The organism is Nonomuraea roseoviolacea subsp. carminata (genome assembly GCF_024172185.1).
Classification (GTDB): Bacteria; Actinomycetota; Actinomycetes; order Streptosporangiales; family Streptosporangiaceae; genus Nonomuraea; species Nonomuraea roseoviolacea.
Genome location: NZ_JAMZEC010000001.1, coordinates 1,851,265 through 1,867,403, shown reverse-complemented (window position 1 = coordinate 1,867,403; position 16,139 = coordinate 1,851,265). Strand labels below are relative to the sequence as shown.

Here is a 16,139-nt window from a genome sequence, read left to right as displayed (position 1 = left end):
CATGGAAGCAGCGGTGGAGGGGGAGCGTCCCGGTCGTCTTACGCGGAACGTGCGGTTACTTGGACCTGGCGCGGCCGTCCTCGTCGAGGTAGTCGCGCCACGACCGCTTCGGCCGGTAGCCGAGCAGGCGCATGGCCTTGGCGGAGGACAGGCCCGAGGAGTCCGGGCGCGACAGCTCCCGCAGCTCGACGGCGTCGCCGTGGGCGCGGCGCAGCATCGCGGCGAAGTCGTGGCCGCCCGCGTTGTCCGGCGCGGCGATGTAGAACACCTCGTGGCCGGGCAGGCCGGACTCCACGGCCAGCACGATGGCGTCCGCCAGGTCGTACACGTCGGTGTAGCTCCACAGCCCGGCGCCGGGCTCCCCGGGCTCGCGGACCTGCGGGCCCAGGTTGCGCTCGTAGTTGCCCTCGTGCTGCACCCAGCTCGGCCGCAGCGAGACGCACCGGATGTCGGAGCGGCGCACCGCCGCGTCCATGAGCTGCTCGCCGAAGTGCTTGGACAGCGCGTACGGGTCCTGCGGCCGGATCGGGTGGTCCTCGTCCACGGGCGCGTAGTCCGGCAGGAACGGGCGCTCGCAGAAGAAGTAGCCGGGCACGGTCTCGCTGGAGATGTTGACGAAGCGCGTCGCCCCGGACCGGATCGCCGCCTCCAGGGCGTTGAAGGTGGCCATGAGGTTGTTCTGGAAGACGACGTGCGGCGCGTTGGAGGTGGGGGCCGGGATGGCGGCGGCGTGCACGACCGCCTCCGCCTCGCGGATCGCGGCGAACGCCTGGCCGGCGTCGGTCAGGTCGGCCTGCACGTAACGGGGCTCGCCGGGCGCGGGCCGCTCGAAGACGGGCCGGTCGAGGTCCACGGCCGTCACCTCGTGGCCGGACTCCATGAGCGCGCGGACGGCCGCGCGCCCGACCTTTCCGCGGGCGCCGGTGACGATGACGCGCATGGTCCACTCCTTGAGGGGGCTGGGCGGGCTCGGGGCAGGCCCAGCCTAGGAAGGACGCCGCGCCCGCGACAGGGGAGCGCTACGGGCGGGCGAGGTGGGCGTCGTGGTCGCGGGTGAGATAGGAGTCCAGGTCGCGGGCCAGGCGCAGGGCGCGGGCCGTCCCCTTGCGCGCCGCGAACGCCGCCAGCTCCGGATGCCGCCCGCGCGTCGTGGGCGGCCACCTCGTCCCATACGATCCGCCGGACCTCGGCGATGTGACCGGGCAGCTCGCGCGCCACCTCCCGCCGGGCCGGCTCGTCCAGCGCCTTGACGGTCTCCACCAGTGCGGCCACGTCGCCGGCCGCGATGAGGTCGCGCACCGTCGGCCAGGCGGCGTCGTTCGCTCGCATGACTCTCCTTGGGGGGTGAGGTGATCTCGGAAGCCGAGGTGATCGCGATCGTGGCAGAGCCCGCCGACAATTCCGGGAGCCCCGTAAAGTGAGGGGCGACCTCGGCGCGGCGGGCGACGCGGAGGGGCGCGGGATGCGGGGTGGCAGTGCTGGCGGAGCGGCACCGGACTCGGTTCGTCCTGCAGGCGGTGGGGGTCTGCGCGGCCGTGGCGCTGGTGGCGGCGGCCGGCCTGATGTGGGGGCTCGGCGCCGCGCCCAGGACCGGCGCTCCCGGCTGCCCGCCCCGCGACACCCGCGTGACGTCCCCGTACGCGATCAGCGGTTACTGGATGGAGCCGCGCCCCGACCGGTGCGACACGCGGCGCACGGTGCAGGCCGTCCACGCGGTCGGCGGCGACACGATCATCACGTTCGGCCCCCGCTTCGCCGCCGCCCGCGTGGACGCCGGGGGACGCGTGCTCGCCGCCGAGCGAGGCGACGCGGGACGGACGCCGGTCGCCGACGAAGCCGGCGAGGCGGACGCGGCGAGGAGCCCTTCCCCCGGAGCGCGGGCCGCCCCTGCTCGACGCACCCGGCTCGACCCCGTGTTCGCCGGGTGCGTCGAGCAGGGGCGGCCGTGCTACCTGGCCGCCCGCGACGCCGCCCGCGGCCAGGAGATCCGCCGGGTCTTCACGTACGTGACCAGCGAGAGCCTCGGCCCGGGCGCCCTGCGCTGCCCCGGGCTCGACCGGCGGATCGCGAGCGGCGGGCTCGTCTACTACCGGCTGCTGCTCGGGCCGTCCTGCCGGTCCGGTCCGTACGACCTGGTGCTCGTCGCGGCGGACGGCGACGGCGTCGGCAACCTGCTGGAGGAGGCCGCCGCGTACGGGATGCGGGTGTACCCGGGGCTGCCCGCCGCGCCGCAGGACCCGGCCAAGCCGTGGCAGCCCGACGCCGCCGCCACCGGCGCGCTGAACGCCTTCACCGAGCGGGTGCTGACCGGCTACCGGGAGCGGTTCGGCGCGTCACCGGCGCTGGCGGGGGTGTATCAGTCGTTCGAGCTGGCCATGCGCGGCCGCGGCCCGCGTGACCCGGTGCTGGCGCTCTACCGGGCGCAGCACGCGGTGGCCGCCGCCGTGCTGCCGGGCCGGACGATCGTGGTGAGCCCGTACTGGGACGCGCGCCGGTCGCGGGGCTTCCCGCCGGGCGCGGTGGGTGAGGGCTTCGCCGACATCGCGGCCACGCGCGCCGGCCTGCCCATGGCCATCGCCGTCCAGGACGGGCGGGGCGTCGGCAAGGTGCCGGTGTACGGGGCGGGCCAGGAGGGCGACCCGGTGGACGCCCGGCTCGTCCCCGTGGCGGGGGCGGGGCCGTACGAGCAGGCGTACTTCGGCTCGACCGCCGACTACGTGGCGGCCGCCGCGCGCCGCGCCGGGCCCGGCGCCGAGCTGTGGGTGAACGTCGAGGTCTTCGAGCCCACCCCGGTCGCGGGCGAGTGCGGTAGGAGCGACCCGCTGCCGCTGCGCGGGCGCGCCACCAAGAGCCGGGTGGACCGGCAGGTCATGGCCGTCGGCCGGTACGCCACGAAGATCATCGCGTACGGGTGGGACCCGTTCCTGACCTGCCGGGACCGGCCCGGCGCGCCGTCGCTGGCGGACGCGATCACCGCCGGGTGGGACGACCCGCTCGTCATGGACGCGACGCGCAGGACGGTGGGAGGGCGCGACGGCGTCGAGGTGCGGGGGCTCAACCTCGGGGGCGGCACGCTGCGGGTCACCTACCAGGAGGCCGGGGGCGTGGTGAGGACGGTCACCCTCACCCCCGAGCCTGAGGTCGGCGGTCGAGGTGGCGGGCGGGGCCGGGACGACCAGCCGGGCGACGGCGGGCGGGGCCGCGACGGCCGGTCGGGCGACGGCGGGCGGGGCCGGGACGGCCGGTCGGGCGGGGTGGCCCGGGAGACGGTCTGGGCGCCCTTCGACCCGGCCGGGATCGCCCCCGACCGGCCCTGGCTCATGGTCACGGCCGTGAACGGCGCGGGCCGGACCAGCGGCGCGGGCTTCACCTTCCGGTGAGCGCGCGACGCGCGGGCCCGCCGCGCGTCAGGGCCGGAAGCTGGCCCGGTACTCCGTGGGCGTGCGCGCGGTGAGCTGCCGGAACGCGGCGTTGAACGCCGACAGCGAGGTGTAGCCGACCGTGAACGCGATCTGCGTGATCGGCGCGTCGCCCGCGGCCAGCTCCTCGATCGCGCGCAGCACCCGCATCCGGCGCAGCACCGCCCGCCACGTCATACCGGTCTCGTCCTCGAAGCGCCGGGCCAGCGACCGGGGCGCCAGCCCCACCTGGGCCGCCACGTCCTCGAAGCTGATGTCGCTCCCGAGCCGCTGCTCGGTCAGCCGCAGCGCCCGGCGCAGTTCGGGTGACCGCCCCGCCGGGACGACGACCGGGCTCGGCTGCTCGGCGAGCCGCCGGCTCACCGCGGCCAGCGCGGTGAAGAGCGTCTCGGCGTACGCCGGGAGCGGTTCGTCGCCCTCGCCCCAGGCGCCGCACTCGGTCACCAGCGCGCGGGCCAGGGGACTCAGGTCGAACACGGTCAGCGGCGCCGGCGGGGCCGGGACGAATCCGGGGTCGAACAGCACCGACGCGGTCGTGGCCGGTTGCGGGACGCTGACCTGTATCGTCGTGCCCGCCGCGATGAGCGCGGCCCGGGCCGGCGGCAGCAGCCACGCCTGACCCCGCGCCTCCAGCCGGAGGGCGCCGGCCGAGGCGCAGAGCAGGTAGTGGCGGTCCATCGTGAACTCGCGGGCGGGCTCCCGCGGGAACGTGCGGACGAAGCTGTACGCCTTCCGGGTCATCCGCGCTCTCGCATGAGCCCATCGTAGGGAGCCGCCATGACGCCGGTCAGGCGACGATCTCCATCGGCTCCGCCCGGAAGCGCCGGCTCACCGGCGACCCGGTCATCATCGGCCGGAGCACCGCGCCGGCGCGCGCGAAGACGTCGGACTTCAGGTAGCCGTCGAACGACTCCTCGTCGTCCCACTCGTGGGTGACGGTCACCCGGGTCTCGTCCTCCCGTGAGGCGTACACGCGGTAGGAGAGGTTGCCCGGCATCGCGCGCACCAGGTCGCTGTCGCCGTCGAGATGGGCCAGGGCCGCCGCCCGGTCGGAGGCGGCGGTGTCGAAGTCGACCATGGCAATGATCATGAGAATCTCCTGGGTCGGGGCGGCGGTCGCCGCGGGGTGATGTCCCGATCCTCGCGCGGAGCCGGTCCGGCCGGCTTCCGTCAGCCGGACGCGTTCACGCTTCCAACGGACACTCCCGGCGTCCCCGGGGTCAGGTCAGGGTCGCGGCATGGGGGTCCCAGTCCGGCGGGAGCGGCTCCGGCACGGCGGGCGCGGAGCGGACCCGGCGGAACTCGCCGCGCTCCCCGGACTCCGTGACGGCCGTCATGATCTCCAGGACGTGCAGCGCCAGCTCGCCCGACGCCCGGTGCGGGACGCCCGCGCGGATCGAGCGGGCGAGGTCGAGGACGCCGATGCCGCGCCCCGCGACCGTGCCCTCCACCGGCAGCTCCCGCCAGTCCGCGTCGCGGAGCCCGCGGGCCAGCAGCGGCCCCTCGAAGGTGTTGGGGTCGGGCAGCGACAGCGCGCCCTCGGTGCCGACGACCTCGATGAGCCGCCGGTCGAGCGGCGAGTCGAAGCTGAACGTCGCCGCGCCGCCCGCGCCGCCCGTGAAGTCGATCAGGGCCTCCACGTGCGTCGGCACCTCCACCGGGAACACCGTCCCGGCCTTCGGCCCCGACCCGACGACCCGCTCGGCGCGCGCCCTGCGGGTGGTCGCCGACACCCGCGCGGCCGGGCCGAGCAGGGCGGTCAGCGCGGTCAGGTAGTACGGGCCGAGGTCGAACAGCGGCCCGCCGCCCGGCTGGTAGAAGAACTCGGGGCTCGGGTGCCAGGACTCCGGCCCGAGGTTCTGGATGGCCGCCCTGACCGCCAGCGGTTCGCCGACGAGGCCGGAGCGCAGCGCCCGCAGGGCCGACTGGATTCCGGCGCCGAGGAACGTGTCCGGGGCGTTGCCCACCCGCAGCCCGAGGTCGGCGGCCGTGGCCAGCACCTTGGCCGCCTCCTCGGCGTCCAGCGCCAGCGGCTTCTCGCCGTAGACGTGCTTGCCCGCCCGTAAGCAGGCCAGCGCCACGGCGGCGTGCGCGGCCGGCACGGTGAGGTTGACGACGATCTCCACCTCCGGCAGCGCCAGCACCGCGTCGAGGCCGCCCGAGACGGGCACGCCGTGCCGCTCGGCGACCTGCGCGGCGCGCGCCTCGTCGAGGTCGGCGACGCCCAGCACCCGTACGTCGGGGAAGGCCGTGAGGTTGGTCAGGTACTGACCGCTGATCACGCCCGCGCCCACCACGGCCACTCCGACCGGCCCGCCGCTCACACCGCCTCCAGCGCGTCGAGGTGATCGCGGCTGGCCGCGAGGGCCTCGAACACGTCGCCCGCGCAGTGGTCCAGCTCCACGATGCGCCACGCGCCGGGCGCCGCCGCCAGGACGTCCGGCACCGGCATGACGCCCGCGCCGACCGCCGTGTGCGGCGACTCCTTGTCGCCGGGCCCGTCCTTGACGTGCAGCGCGAGCACCCGGTCGCCGAGGCGGCGCAGCAGCGCGGGCACGTCCGCGCCGCCGACCGCCGCCCAGTACGTGTCCACCTCCAGGAACACCTCCGGCGCCAGCAGCCCGGCCAGCTCCTCCAGCGCGTGCCGCTCGCCGAAGCGCGGCTCGATCTCCCACCAGTGGTTGTGGTAGCCGATCCGCATGCCGCGGGCGGCGGCATGCCCGGCCAGGCCGTTCAGCAGGTCGGCGGTGCGGGCCAGGCCGTCGCGGGTGGTGAACTCCTCGTGCGGGACGCCGCCCGGGATGACCACCAGCTCCGCGCCGACCGTGGCGATCGCGTCGAACACCTTCGCCGGCTCCTGGTCCAGCAGCGCGTACGCGTGCGTGATCGGCACGGCCAGTCCCAGGTCGTCGGCCACCCGGCGGAACCCCTCGGGGTCGGTGGTCGGGTCGAACGGCTCCACGGCGCCGTACCCGAGCCCGGCGACACGGCGCAGCACCCCGTCGCGGTCGGCGGCGAGCTGGTCGCGGACGGTGTAGAGCTGTAAGGCGAGCGGGTTCGTCATGAGGCCGCCCCGCCGCGCACGCCGAGCAGGTGCTCCAGCGCGAGCTGGTTGAGGTGGGTGAAGTGGTAGCCGCGCTCGGCCGCCGCGTCCGGGTCGAACTCCTCGGCGGCCAGGTCGGCGAGCGTCTCGCCGGGCGCCAGGGTGGGCACGGCGAGCTGGTCCACGCGGGAGGCGGCCAGCGCCTGCTTCACCTCCGGGTCGGCGCGGAAGGCGCGCGCCTTCTCGCGCAGGATGAGGTAGGTGCGCATGTTCGCCGCGGCCGACACCCACACGTCCTCGGGGTCCTCGGTGCGCAGCGGCTTGTAGTCGAAGTGGCGCGGACCGTCGTAGCCGCCGTGCTCCAGCAGGTCCACCAGGAAGAACGCACTCTTGACGTCGCCGTGGCCGAAGACCAGGTCCTGGTCGTACTTGGGGCCGTGCTGGCCGTTCAGGTCGATGTGGAAGAGCTTGCCGTGCCAGAGGGCCTGCGCGATGCCGTGGACGAAGTTCAGGCCGGCCATCTGCTCGTGCCCGACCTCGGGGTTGAGGCCCACCATCTCCGGGTGCTCCAGCTCGTTGATGAACGCGAGCGCGTGCCCGATCGTCGGCAGCAGGATGTCGCCGCGCGGCTCGTTCGGCTTGGGCTCGATGGCGAAGCGCAGCTCGTAGCCCTGGTCGATGACATACTGGCTGAGCAGGTCGAGGGCCTCCTTGTAGCGGGCGAGGGCCGCGCGCACGTCCTTGGCGGCGTCGGACTCGGCGCCCTCGCGCCCGCCCCAGCACACATACGTCCGGGCGCCCAGCGAGGCGGCCAGGTCGATGTTGCGCATGACCTTGCGGATCGCGTGCCGGCGGACGTCGCGGTCGTTGCTGGTGAACGCGCCGTCGCGGAACACCGGGTGGGTGAAGAGGTTCGTGGTGGCCATGGGGACCTTCATCCCGGTCTCTGCCAGCGCCTTGCGGAACGCCTCGATGGCCTTGTCCCGGTCGGGCTCCACGGCGAGCAGGTCGTCGTCGTGGAAGGTGACGCCGTAGGCGCCGAGCTCCGCCAGGCGGTGTACGGTCTCCACGGGGTCGAGCGCGGGACGGCTGGCGTCTCCGAAGGGGTCACGAGCCTGCCAGCCGACCGTCCACAGGCCGAAGGTGAAGCGATCGTCGGGGGTTGGGATGAACGAGCTCATGGTGCCCTCTCGCCGCTCTACGATTAAGTCCACAATCTGCACATAATCCTCGGAGGCAGACGTGGCATCGTCAAGAGGCGTGCGGCACGATTCCATGCGCGCCCGCAATCTCGCCGTCGTGCTCGGTGAGATCCGCGCGGCGGGCCCCCTCACGAGGGCCGCCCTGGCCGAGCTGACCGGGCTGACCAAGACCACCGTGTCCAAGCTGGTCGCCGACCTGCTCGACGCCGGCGTCGTCGTCGAGAACGGTGCCGTCCGCGACGGCGAGCGCGGCCGGCCCGGCGTCGCCGTGAGCGTCAGCGGCCACCGGATCGCCACGCTCGGCCTGGAGGTCAACGTCGACTACCTGGCCGCCTGCGTCGTCGACCTCACCCGCACCGTGCGCGTGCGCCGCGTGCGCCCGGCCGACAACCGCGGCTCCCGCCCCGAGGCCATCCTCGCCGACCTGCGCGAGCTGGCCGGCCAGGCCGTCGCCGACGCCGAGCGCGCCGCGCTGCGCATCACCGGCGCCGGCCTCGCCGTGCCGGGCCCCGTCCAGGACGGCCTGCTGCGCAACGCGCCCCACCTCGGCTGGCGCGACATCGGGGTGGCGGGCCAGCTCGGCCTGCACGACCTGGCCTGCGAGGTCGACAACGAGGCCAACCTGGCGGCGCTCGGCGAGCTGTGGTTCGGCTCCGGCGAGACCGACTTCCTCTACGTCTCCGGCGAGATCGGCATCGGGGCCGGGCTGGTGGTGGACGGGTCGCTGTTCCGCGGCACGTACGGGCTGGCCGGCGAGCTGGGGCACGTCGTCGTCGTGCCCGACGGTCCCGCCTGCCGCTGCGGCGGCCGCGGCTGCCTGGAGGTGTACGCGGGACAGGACGCGCTGCTCGGCGCCGTGGTCCCGATGCGCGGCCGGGTCGCGGCCATGCCCGGCGCCGCCGCTGCGCTGCCCGCCGCCTCGGCCTCGATCGACGGGCTCGTGTCGCTGCTGGAGGCGGGCGACCGCGCGGCCCTCACGGCGGCCGGCCAGGCGGGCGAGGCGCTCGGCCTGGCCCTCACCTCGGCGGTCCACCTGCTCGACCCGGGGACGATCGTGCTGGGCGGGGTGTTCGCGCGGCTGTTCCCCTGGCTGGAACGTCCCGTGTCCGACGTGCTGTCGGCGCGGCTGCGGCAGATGCGGCGCACGCCGCCGCGGGTCGCGATGTCGGCGATCGGCGCCGACGCGGCGGTGCTGGGGGCGGCGGGGCTGGCGATGCAGCGGGTGATCGCCGACCCGGCGGGCGTCCTCGCCCTCTGAGCCCACCCCGGGCTCTCCCGTGAAACCGCCGGCCTCGGCCTCTCCCGTCAAACCGCCAGAGCCCGGACGATGACGTCGGCGAGCAGGGCGGCCTGCGACCCGTCCTCGTCCAGGTCGGGGTCGAGGATCGTCACCTGGAAGCCGGCCGCCCCGGGCAGCCGGAGCAGGCCGCGCAGCAGCCCCACCAGCTCGTCGGCGGACAGGCCGCCGGGGGCGGGCGAGTCGACGGCCGACAGCACGGACGAGTCGAGCACGTCGGCGTCCACGTGGATCCAGAACCCGTCGAGATCTTCCCTGGCCAGCACGGCCGCCGCCGCCTCCTCGCCGCGGGCGGCCACCTCGGCGGCGGGCACGTACGCGAGGCCGGAGTCCGCGAAGTCCCGCAGATCATCGTCGTCCCGCACCCCGAGCACGATCACGTCCTCGTCGCGCACGTACGGCCGCAGCCCGTCGATGTCGGTCAGATAGCCGTCGCCGCGCCCGGTCACCAGCGCCAGGTCCTCGCCGGCCGCCGCGCCGACGTGCGGCGAGTTGCCCAGGTGGCGGAAGTCGGAGTGCGCGTCGAGGTACGCCAGCCCGTACCGGCCCGCGCGCCGCAGCGCCAGCGCCGCCCCGAGCACGATCGAGCAGTCGCCGCCCAGCACCACGGGGAACCGGCCCTCGCCCCGCAGACCCGCGATGCGCTCGGCCAGCCGGCGCGTGTAGGCGGCGATGGCCTGGCCGTTGCGCACGCCGTCGCCGGGCTGCCAGGTGGCCACGTACCGGGGCGGCACGACGGCTCCGGCGTCGCTCGCGCCCAGCCGCTGGAGCAGCCCGGTGTCACGCAGTGCCCAGGGGGCCTTGTAGCAGCCGGGGACGGTGTCGGGCGCGGGCGGGCGCAGGCCGAGGTTGGAAGGGGCGTCGAGGACGGTCAGAACTCTGTCAGTGGTTATAATGCTCATACCCCTGACGGTAGCACGGGATGATGGGATGGCGGAATGCGGGTTTTCGCGGAGACCGGTCTGGTGGCGCTGGACCTGGCCAACACCTGGGACGCGTACCTGGACGAACCGGAACGGCTGCCGGACGCGGCGGCGCTGCGCCGCTTCTGCGCCGAGCTGTCGGTGACGCCGGACGACGATGGCGGCGCGGAGGACGGTGGCGGCGCGGGTGACGATGGCGGCGCGGGTCCGGAGCAGGTGGCGGATCGGGGAGATGCGGCGGATCGGGGAGAGGTGGCGGATTTGGTGGAGGTCCGGGCGGTGCGGGATCGGCTCCGGGCCGTTCTGTCCGGAGCCGATCCCACGGACCGTTCACACGCGCTCGCGCGCTGGACGGCCGAGCTGCCGTTGCGTCCCGCCGTCGAGGAGGCGGACGGCGTCCCCCGGCTGCGGCTGGCCGCCGTTCCCGGCGCCTCGCTCGCCGGCCGTCTGGCCGTGCGGGCCGTGCAGGAGCTGCTCGACCTGGCGGCGGAGGGCGACTGGGAACGGGTGCGGATGTGCGCCGCGGCCCCGTGCCGGGACGCGTTCGTGGACCGCAGCCGCCCGGGCCGGCGCCAGTTCTGCTCGACCCGCTGCGCCAACCGCGCCCACGCCGCCGCCTCCCGCGCCCGCCACCGCTCCTGACCGCCGCCCCTCAGCGCTCCTTCGACGCCTCAGCCGGCGTGGATCCCTCCCGCGGTCACTGCTTGACGTCGGGCACCGCGGCGGCCTCCCGCGTCGAGAGCCGGGCAGGACGACGAGCCTTCCCCAGCCCCGCGAGCGCGCCGAGGAGGGACGGCAGCGCGCCGGCCACGAAGCACGCGGCCAGGGCGAGGCGTCCGATGAGCAGCCCGGCGGAGGCCGAGCCCGCCGAGTAGCCCGTGTTGAACGCCGTGTTGACCCACGCGCCGGCCTGCGTCCTGGAGCCAGGGTCCGCGACCTCGTCCGCCAGCATGTACGCCGTGGTGAGAACAGGGGAGACGAACAGCCCGGCGACGCCGACCAGCAAGGACAGCGCGACCATGTCCGGGGCGAACCCGGCGGCGGCCAGGGACAGGGCCAACGCCGTCGCCAGCAGGGGAAGCCGGCGTTCCAGGCCGAGCCGCCACGACACGGCGCCGTAGGCCAGGCCGCCGACAGCGCTTCCGGTGGCCAGCGCGGCCTCGACCCAGGCCACCGCGGCGAGCCGGCCGTGCCGTTCGGCGAAGGCCACGATGAGGAGGCTCAGCGCGCCCAGGCACATGCCCATGCCGCTGGCGACCACGACGGGCCGCCGCAGGCCGGTGGCGCCCGCGACCTTCCTCCGCCGCCCTGCGGCCCGCCCGTCATGGACCGGTTGGGAGACGGCAGGCACCTCGGCCGCCGCCCGCGCCCTTCCGGATACGGCCGGACGCTTGGCGGACGGAGGTGCGGCGGGCGAGAACGCCAGCGCCAAGGAGCCGCCCGTCACCAGCCCCGCGCTCACCGCGATCCCCAAGGAGGGATGCGCCAGTCCCGTCAGCACCCCCGCGATCAGCGGCCCGATGACGTAGAGCAGTTCTTCCGCGACGGTGTCGAGGGAGTAGGCGCGTTGCAGGAGCGGGCCGTCGGGAAGCAGGTCGCGCCACAGCGTGCGCATGACGGGGCCGAGCGGCGGAGTGAACGCCCCCGTGAGGCCGGCGAACAGCCACAGCACGGCGCCGGGCGTCCCCGGCCGCCAGGTCAGGACGGCGACCAGGCCGAGCAGCAGGGCGTACGCGGCGGCCATCGGAGGGAGAGCCCGGCGGATCCCGTACCTGTCGATCAGCAGCGCGCGGAGCGGGGACAGCAAGGAGCTGGCCAGGCCGAACAGCGCCATCGCGGTGCCGGCCATGGTGTAGGAACCGGTGGCCCGGGTGACGGCCAGGACCAGCGACAGGAAGACGATCCCGTAGGAGAGCCGCCCGACCAGCGCGGTGACGAATTCGGCCGGCGAGAGGAGCCCGGAGAACGGCGTGGTAGGACGCCGCTGAGGGAGACGACATGAGAAGACCTCGTGAAAGGCAGCGTCAGGCCGGATGTGCGGCGAAGGACGCTGCGGACCTAAGGGAGACCGCTGCGCGTCGAGCCCATGGTGAACGGGCGACGCGTGAGCCGGTCTCTAGGCACGAGGGTGAATCATGGGCACGACGTTAACACGAGGCCGGGCATGCCTTGAAGGCGTCACGCGGTCGCCGCCCCGGGCCCCGGGTGAGGCGCTGCCCCAGCATGGCGGCCAGCGCGACCGCCTGCGCGATCCCCGGAGCGGCCAGGAAGACGCTCTCCCAGGCAGGGGAGAAGCTCCCGCCCGCCAGCGTGCTCTCGATCCAGGTCGCGCTGGGCATCGCGAGGAGGGATGAGGGGAGGGCCATCATCAGCATCGTCCCCGATCCCTTCAGCCCGTAGGAGAGCGGGCCGGAGACGACGAGCCAGGTCAGCCAGGACACGGCCGTCGCGTAGGACAGCCCGGTCACGCCCGCGGCCCAGCGTGATCTGAGCCCACTTGATCCACCCATGCCGACATTGTGCCGATGATCTTCCGCTTTCGCGGCGGGCACGAAACCGGGGCGGCGTCATCCCCCCAATTCTGGGGATACGCACGCTCTGCGTCTCGCCCGACACTGGCTGTGGCCGGACAGCACACCGGCCTCGACATCGCAGGAGGGGACATGGCGCCGACGACGCAACAGGACAACTGGCGGTTCTGCAACAAGTGCTACTGCCTCTGGTGGAACGGCCGGCCCGACAACGGGCACTGCGCCGGGGGCGGCGCTCACGAGGGACACGGGAGCTGGAACTTCTACCTCCCGGCGAACCCGGCGGAGCACATCTGACCGACTCCCAGGCCCGGCCATTCGTCCGGCCGCCGTCCTCCCCGCAACCCTTGGCGGCCTTCGTGGGGAGGACGGCGCGGTAGCTGTCACCTCGGCCGGCTAACCCCCGGCGCCCGGTAGGTAAATCGTTGTCCCCGTCGTCCGGGCCTTCAGCGCGGCGGGTACGCGAGCCGCGACGCCTGGCGCGAGATGGGCTTCGGCCTTTTCCGGGTCAACGAACGCGTAGTCGTCGAGTTCGTCGTGCTGCAACCGAATGCGAGCGTCGGGCAGATCACCGGCATCGAACAGCAGATACAGGATCGGACGTGTCCGGGCGCCGTAGGCGGGGGCCCAGTCGACGACCAGCAGCCGCTCGATGCCGACGTGGACGCCGAGTTCCTCCTTCAACTCGCGGGCGCACGCTTCGTGGGGTGGTTCACCGTCGTCGGCCATGCCACCCGGGATCAGCCAGTGCGGCCGATAGTTGGGTTTGACGATGAGCACGCGGCCGGCTGGGTCGGTGATCAGCGCGCCAGTGGCGACATGCACGGCGGCGAGCTGGGCGTAGTAGATCTCCGGCTCGATGAAGGTCGGTCGGCGGTTACTCGCCGGGTGATTCGTCATGGTGTGGTGAGAAGTTCCCTGGCGTGCTCGCTGTAGTCGCGGACGCATCGTACGTCCTGGTGGGGTTTGAGGCGCCGGGCGAAGTCGCGTAGGCGGGTGCGAAGTCGAGCCGATGCCAGATGTGGGTGGGTGGAGAGGGCCTTGCTTGCGGTGGCGCAGGCGGCTTCGAGGTCACCCTTAGCTGCATGGACGGTGGCCAGAAGGGTCTGGTGAAGCGCCAGGGTTCGCACGTTGGAGGCCGGCAGGTCGAGGGCCAGGTCGGCGTGTCGAGCGGCCTCATCGTGCAGGCCGAGATCGCGCAGGGCGTGCATCACGGATCCGGCGTGGTGGGCGGGGGTGAAGGTGGCGAGCCAATCCGGGTCGGTGGCGGGAACGGAGCGGCTGATGGCGCGGTCGGCGCGGCGGATGGCGGCGCGGGCCTCGCGGTGGTCGCCGGCAAGCCCCCAACCTCGGGCTTCGACCACCGCGAGCCGGGCCAGGAGCGTATGGGGGGGCGGCCCGTCCGGCTCCGGATCGGGCTGCGCGTGCGAGCCGGGCAGCGTCGCCTCCGTGGCCGAGGAAGGCCGCCTGCGTGGCCATGTTGGACAGGATGTGAGCGGCATACGCGCGGTCGCCGGACTGGCGGACCAGGCTGAGCGCTTGGATGTAGAAGCGCTGGGCCACCCCGTGCTGGTCTTGATCGAAGAACATCCAGCCGGCAAGCTCTGTCAGAGCGGCCACCGCGGAGAAGAGCTCGCGGCCTACCGCAGCGGTGTAGCGGCCGGCCAACAGCGGGGTGACGGCGCGGTCCAGATGGTCGGCGAGCCAGGCCGCAGCATGGCCGCCGCCGTTGGCCCGATCGAGGGCGACGAATTCCAGGCGTGCTCTGTGCAGCCGCTCCACATCAGCCATGCCTACCGCTCGGTCGCCGGTGGCACGGCCGGGAGTGGTATGTGGCGTGGGGGCGAAGTGCCAGTCAAAGCCGGCTCTGATTCCAGCGCCGGCCACGAACGCCGAATCGTGAGATGTCCGCCGGTGTAGGACGTACCGCCACAGCTCGGCGGCCGAGGCGGCGGCCTGGTCGGCACTCGTGGCAACAGTGAGGCCAAGCCTGCCGACGATGGTGAAGCCGAGCTCGTCGGTGTCCACCTTGCGACCGAGCCGGCCGCCCAGGACGTCGGCCAACAGCCGGGGGACGGGATCTTCAGGCACGCGACCGCGCAGCCACCAGTAGACGCTGGTCTGGTCGTAGCGCAGATCCAAACTGTGCCGGTCGGCAGCGAACTGGTTGACCTTCCTGGCCAAAGCCGCATGCGAGTAGCCGGCGGCGGTGATGAGGGCCTGAAGCTCGTGGTTGCTGACCGGCCGTCCATGCATCTCGTCCACACTCCCGGGTGAACCGCCAGTGGCCTGCTGTCGAGCCTCACGGTAGAGGCCGTACCTCGTGTCATGCAGCCGATTCGGCTACGCGCAACCCCGCGCAACGGCGCAACGCCAGCTTGGGTGCGGCGCATGACCGCGCATCTGGAGGAGCTCGGCGGTCGCACGGTCTCCTTGCGGCGACAGCGACGTCGCAGTGAGGAGGACGGATGCGCCACACCAGTACGATCTTGTCGGAGGTCGACGCCCGAGTGGCGGCGATGCGCGAAGCGGCGGACGCGCCGCTCTTGGCTCCGTTGCTGATGCTCGGCACGATCGAACGGGTCGGCTCCAATTGGCTGTCGGACACGCTGCGCGTGCTCATGTGCCAGCACAACGAGCCGCTGCGCCAGCAACTGGCACCCTGTCATCCGCTGTCGCCGCTCAACCCGGACACGGTCGGCCTGGCCGCGGCCGAACGGCGGCTCACCCCGTACGGTCGGCACTGGCTGGTCACCTTCGCCGCGTCGAAGTACGGCACTACCCGGCAGGTGATCAAGGAGACGAACCTGTTCTTCACCCTGCCTAATCTGCTGGAGTTGTTCCCGTACTCGCCGGTTGTCGTACTCACCCGCAGTCCCCTCGGTGTTGCCAGCTCATTCGCCCGAGGTGGCCTGTTCGGCCGGTGGAACTACCGAGATCGCTACCAGCAGATGGTCGCCACCACTCACAGATCCGACGCCCCGCTGGCCGAAGCGGCAGCACTGGTTCCCGACGACGACCCGATCGACCTGGTGGCGCTCGTGCGCTTGCACGTGCTCAACACCGTGCTCCTGGCCACCGCACTCGACGCCCGCACCGGCGGTGGGGCAGATGACGCCCGCATTGCGGGTATCCCGTACGAGGCAGCGGTCAGAAACCCCGTCGCAGCCTGGCACAGCCTCGTCCGCGTCGCGCCGGAGCTGAGCGGCGTCGACCGGCCCCACGCAGCTCAAGAAGCCGAGAAAGTGACGGCGCGAGCTGAAGACACCTTCGTCACCAATGCCCCCAAAACCGCCCTCATCGCCGAGCTGGACGCTTCCTCTGCCGACCTTGTACGGGCCACCACGATTGACGCGCTCGCCATCGCGCAACGAACCTTTCCGCCGCATATCGCTGCTCAGGCGGGCGAGTGGCTGGCCGGCGACCACCTGTACACGTGCACACCGCCCACCGCTCGTATCCGTCCCCGACCGGTTGGCCCGTCGAATCGGCGGGTGGAAGTCTCCTTCGTGTCGGGGAAGGGTGGGTTGCGCTTGCGCAATCTGCTGGTCACCAACGCCGAGTTCGCCGTGTTCCTGAACGAGATGGCCGAGGCAGGGCTGTCCAACAGCAACTCCGGCGCTTACCTGCTGTGCTGTGAGATGCCGCACGAGCGCGGTGGCCGCCTGCACCGTGACCTCGCCGGACGGTGGATGGTCAGCCCGGGTTTCGAGGACCATCCGGC

General features: G+C 73.4%; 17 protein-coding genes. 5 read left to right on the top strand and 12 right to left on the bottom strand.

Features of this window, described 5'->3' with window-relative positions; all coding sequences use genetic code 11:
• Window positions 1–55: 55 nt before the first annotated feature.
• On the bottom strand, window positions 56–940 hold the full coding sequence (locus tag HD595_RS08450) for an NAD-dependent epimerase/dehydratase family protein (protein ID WP_253767257.1): 885 nt from the start codon (window positions 938–940) through the stop codon (window positions 56–58).
• Window positions 941–1,469: 529 nt separating this feature from the next.
• Here HD595_RS08450 and HD595_RS08445 point away from each other — a divergent pair.
• Window positions 1,470–3,380, top strand: a complete 1,911-nt coding sequence (locus HD595_RS08445; protein WP_253767255.1) for a DUF4434 domain-containing protein — start codon at window positions 1,470–1,472, stop codon at window positions 3,378–3,380.
• A 27-nt stretch (window positions 3,381–3,407) separates the two neighbouring features.
• Here the strand turns inward: HD595_RS08445 and HD595_RS08440 are convergent, their stop codons facing one another.
• From HD595_RS08440 to xylA, 5 genes are all read right to left on the bottom strand, one after another.
• Window positions 3,408–4,160, bottom strand: a complete 753-nt coding sequence (locus HD595_RS08440; protein WP_253767253.1) for a helix-turn-helix domain-containing protein — start codon at window positions 4,158–4,160, stop codon at window positions 3,408–3,410.
• 46 nt (window positions 4,161–4,206) lie between these two features.
• Window positions 4,207–4,509 carry a putative quinol monooxygenase gene (locus HD595_RS08435; RefSeq protein WP_253767251.1) on the bottom strand — a complete coding sequence of 101 codons (303 nt, stop codon included), beginning with the start codon at window positions 4,507–4,509 and terminating at the stop codon, window positions 4,207–4,209.
• Between the two features lie 130 nt (window positions 4,510–4,639).
• Window positions 4,640–5,743 (bottom strand): Gfo/Idh/MocA family protein, encoded by a 1,104-nt coding sequence (locus HD595_RS08430; RefSeq protein WP_253767249.1) that lies wholly within the window; start codon window positions 5,741–5,743, stop codon window positions 4,640–4,642.
• The gene (locus tag HD595_RS08425) at window positions 5,740–6,483 is read right to left on the bottom strand and encodes a sugar phosphate isomerase/epimerase family protein (protein ID WP_253767247.1); all 744 of its coding nucleotides are present in this window, start codon (window positions 6,481–6,483) and stop codon (window positions 5,740–5,742) included. Before HD595_RS08425 ends, HD595_RS08430 begins: the two co-directional genes overlap by 4 nt.
• A complete protein-coding gene (gene xylA / locus HD595_RS08420; RefSeq protein WP_253767245.1) occupies window positions 6,480–7,643 on the bottom strand; it encodes a xylose isomerase in 1,164 nt (387 codons plus the stop codon). The genes HD595_RS08425 and xylA overlap by 4 nt, the downstream gene beginning before the upstream one ends.
• A gap of 79 nt (window positions 7,644–7,722) precedes the next feature.
• Here xylA and HD595_RS08415 point away from each other — a divergent pair, with 79 nt between their 5' ends.
• On the top strand, window positions 7,723–8,922 hold the full coding sequence (locus HD595_RS08415; protein ID WP_253767243.1) for an ROK family transcriptional regulator: 1,200 nt from the start codon (window positions 7,723–7,725) through the stop codon (window positions 8,920–8,922).
• Window positions 8,923–8,969: 47 nt separating this feature from the next.
• On the opposite strand, the gene HD595_RS08410 is transcribed toward HD595_RS08415, so the two are convergent.
• Window positions 8,970–9,863, bottom strand: a complete 894-nt coding sequence (locus HD595_RS08410; protein WP_253767241.1) for an arginase family protein — start codon at window positions 9,861–9,863, stop codon at window positions 8,970–8,972.
• A 36-nt stretch (window positions 9,864–9,899) separates the two neighbouring features.
• Here HD595_RS08410 and HD595_RS08405 point away from each other — a divergent pair, with 36 nt between their 5' ends.
• On the top strand, window positions 9,900–10,526 hold the full coding sequence (locus tag HD595_RS08405; protein WP_253767239.1) for a CGNR zinc finger domain-containing protein: 627 nt from the start codon (window positions 9,900–9,902) through the stop codon (window positions 10,524–10,526).
• 55 nt (window positions 10,527–10,581) lie between these two features.
• On the opposite strand, the gene HD595_RS08400 is transcribed toward HD595_RS08405, so the two are convergent.
• A complete protein-coding gene (locus HD595_RS08400) occupies window positions 10,582–11,811 on the bottom strand; it encodes an MFS transporter (protein WP_301310094.1) in 1,230 nt (409 codons plus the stop codon).
• 220 nt (window positions 11,812–12,031) lie between these two features.
• Window positions 12,032–12,394 (bottom strand): hypothetical protein, encoded by a 363-nt coding sequence (locus tag HD595_RS08395; RefSeq protein WP_253767237.1) that lies wholly within the window; start codon window positions 12,392–12,394, stop codon window positions 12,032–12,034.
• 153 nt (window positions 12,395–12,547) lie between these two features.
• Between HD595_RS08395 and HD595_RS08390 the strand changes: the two genes are divergently transcribed.
• Window positions 12,548–12,712, top strand: coding sequence for a hypothetical protein (locus tag HD595_RS08390; RefSeq protein ID WP_175587364.1), 165 nt, complete (start codon window positions 12,548–12,550; stop codon window positions 12,710–12,712).
• Window positions 12,713–12,811: 99 nt separating this feature from the next.
• Here HD595_RS08390 and HD595_RS08385 read toward each other — a convergent pair whose 3' ends face one another.
• Window positions 12,812–13,315, bottom strand: a complete 504-nt coding sequence (locus tag HD595_RS08385; RefSeq protein ID WP_253767235.1) for an NUDIX domain-containing protein — start codon at window positions 13,313–13,315, stop codon at window positions 12,812–12,814.
• Complete coding sequence (locus HD595_RS08380) at window positions 13,312–13,779, bottom strand: NsdA family TPR-like regulatory protein (protein WP_253767233.1); 468 nt, start codon at window positions 13,777–13,779, stop codon at window positions 13,312–13,314. The genes HD595_RS08385 and HD595_RS08380 overlap by 4 nt, the downstream gene beginning before the upstream one ends.
• Window positions 13,780–13,864: 85 nt before the next feature.
• On the opposite strand from HD595_RS08380, the gene HD595_RS08375 reads away from it, so the two are divergent.
• Window positions 13,865–14,335: a hypothetical protein gene (locus tag HD595_RS08375; protein ID WP_253767231.1), complete on the top strand. Its 471-nt coding sequence runs from the start codon at window positions 13,865–13,867 to the stop codon at window positions 14,333–14,335.
• Between the two features lie 974 nt (window positions 14,336–15,309).
• On the opposite strand, the gene HD595_RS08370 is transcribed toward HD595_RS08375, so the two are convergent.
• On the bottom strand, window positions 15,310–16,134 hold the full coding sequence (locus HD595_RS08370) for a hypothetical protein (RefSeq protein ID WP_253767229.1): 825 nt from the start codon (window positions 16,132–16,134) through the stop codon (window positions 15,310–15,312).
• Window positions 16,135–16,139 lie beyond the last annotated feature (5 nt).